General features: G+C 63.1%; 3 protein-coding genes. All 3 read right to left on the reverse strand.

Features of this window, described 5'->3' with window-relative positions:
* Positions 1–279: 279 nt before the first annotated feature.
* The 3 genes from SD455_RS16555 to SD455_RS16565 are packed head-to-tail and all read right to left on the reverse strand — an operon-like array spanning position 280 to position 1,675.
* Entirely contained in the window at positions 280–690 is a 411-nt protein-coding gene (locus SD455_RS16555; RefSeq protein ID WP_070159175.1) for a MerR family transcriptional regulator, read from the reverse strand.
* Positions 687–1,364 carry an arsenic resistance protein gene (locus SD455_RS16560; protein ID WP_272896876.1) on the reverse strand — a complete coding sequence of 226 codons (678 nt, stop codon included), beginning with the start codon at positions 1,362–1,364 and terminating at the stop codon, positions 687–689. The genes SD455_RS16555 and SD455_RS16560 overlap by 4 nt, the downstream gene beginning before the upstream one ends.
* Positions 1,361–1,675, reverse strand: a complete 315-nt coding sequence (locus SD455_RS16565) for a hypothetical protein (RefSeq protein WP_272896877.1) — start codon at positions 1,673–1,675, stop codon at positions 1,361–1,363. The genes SD455_RS16560 and SD455_RS16565 overlap by 4 nt, the downstream gene beginning before the upstream one ends.
* Between the last annotated feature and the right edge of the window lie 77 nt (positions 1,676–1,752).

Here is a 1,752-nt window from a genome sequence, read left to right on the forward strand (position 1 = left end):
AGATCTTCGGCATAGTGACTATCCTCTCTGCTCGCTCGAGCAGTCAGGAAGTCAACCGAACCTTCAGCAGACCCATCCGTGGGTGACCACAAATCAGGGCGTGGTGCCGTCGAACTCCGTGCAGCAACTCCTGGGCTATGCGCAGAAGTGGGCCGCCACAGTGCGGGCCTCGAAGCTGCGTGAAGGGTTCTTCACTCACACGCGCCCAGGAACAGGACGAGATAAACCCCCACATATAGAGGGGCCTGGGCTGTCATGAACAGCTACGGTACTTCCTCCTTATCCCATCTTTGCCAGCGATTGGAAGGCGCATTCTGATTTGCACGGCTGATCACTGTCGGGGCAGGAGACCACGTGGTTGAGTGCTTCGGTAATCAGGGCGCGCATGCGGGTCAACCGTTGGATGTTCTCCTCGACGTGAGCCAGCCGGTCAGCAAGCACTGGGCGCAGGTTCTCTCGGACTGCGGTACAGGTGCCTGTGGCGATGACCTGGGAGAGCCACCGTATTTCTTCCAGGTCCAGGTCGAGTTTCTTAGCAGTGGCGATGAACTCCAGCTGATCAATCACGGTCTGGTCGTAGTCCCGGTACCCGTTGGGGCCACGCTGGGAGGTGATCAGGCCGAGGTCTTCGTAATAGCGCAGCGTGGTGGCCGGAACCCCGGTCCGTGCTGTGACTTCTGAAATCCTCATCTTTCAATCCTCCGGTCAGCGGAGCCCTGGAGCCCGGCCTCTTTATGACGGACGAGTTGGGCCAGCAGGGCCAGTATGGGCAGTTCGATCAGCGGGCCGACCACCAGGGCCACGGCGATCAGGGGCCGGTCAGGGAACGCAGCGACGGCGATTCCTAGGGCGATGGGTGAGTTTCTGGCGGTGGTGACCATCGTCAGGGTCACCCGCTGGGGGCCGGGCAGTCCCATCAGCTTGGAGACCGCGGTGGCCACTAGAGGGACGACAATGAAGAACCCGGCCAGGGCAGGCAGCAGCAGGACCAGTTCTGTGCCGTGTTCGGCCACAACGGGGGCTTGCCAGGCGAACATCGCGAACACGGCCAGGCACAGCAGCGGCACCACCAGCCGGCCAGCCGCCGGGTTCAGCGTCTCGTGCTGCCATTGTGCTCCCTTGGTCCTGCGGGTGACCCAGCGGATCAGGAAGGCGGTCACCAGCGGGGTGAGCAGCATCAGCAGCACCGCCTCAGCCAGGGTGGATGCATCGACCATGGCGGCCTCCCCGCCGAGCAGCAGCACGTAGACCGGCAACAACAACAGTTGCAGCACCAGGTTCACCGGCAACAACGCCGTTGCGATCCCGGTGTGGCCCTTGGCCACAGCGGTGAAGACCAGGTACCAGTCAGTGCACGGTGTCACCAGCAACAGCAGCAGTCCGATCCGCAGGTCCGGCTGGTCACCGAGAGCAGCCCGGCTCCCAGGGCCCAGGCCAAGGCGGGGGTGAACAGGTAGTTCAGCACCAGGCTGGCGGCCACCAGGGACTTAGCTCGGCGGACTTCACTGACTTGGGTGGGGTCCATCTGCACGAAGATCGCCACCAGCATCACCAGCAGGGCCGGGATCACCACATATTCGCCAGCCTCACCGACCGGGGTCAGCAACCCCACGGCAAGGCCAGTCAGTACGGCGGCTGCGACGAAGACGCTCTGCAGGCGCTCGACCAGGTTCATCTAGGGCATGTCTGACAAATGTGCGGTCCAGGCGATCACCGCGTTGAGGACGACAGCAGCGCGATAGGTCAGCGCGT

The sequence above is a fragment of the Nesterenkonia sp. K-15-9-6 genome (assembly GCF_052656005.1).

Bases quoted from the DNA above. Each gene is read 5' to 3' on its own strand.
- SD455_RS16555 (WP_070159175.1), bottom strand. From the start codon at position 690: ATGAGGATTTCAGAAGTCACAGCACGGACCGGGGTTCCGGCCACCACG.
- SD455_RS16565 (WP_272896877.1), bottom strand. From the start codon at position 1,675: ATGAACCTGGTCGAGCGCCTGCAGAGCGTCTTCGTCGCAGCCGCCGTA.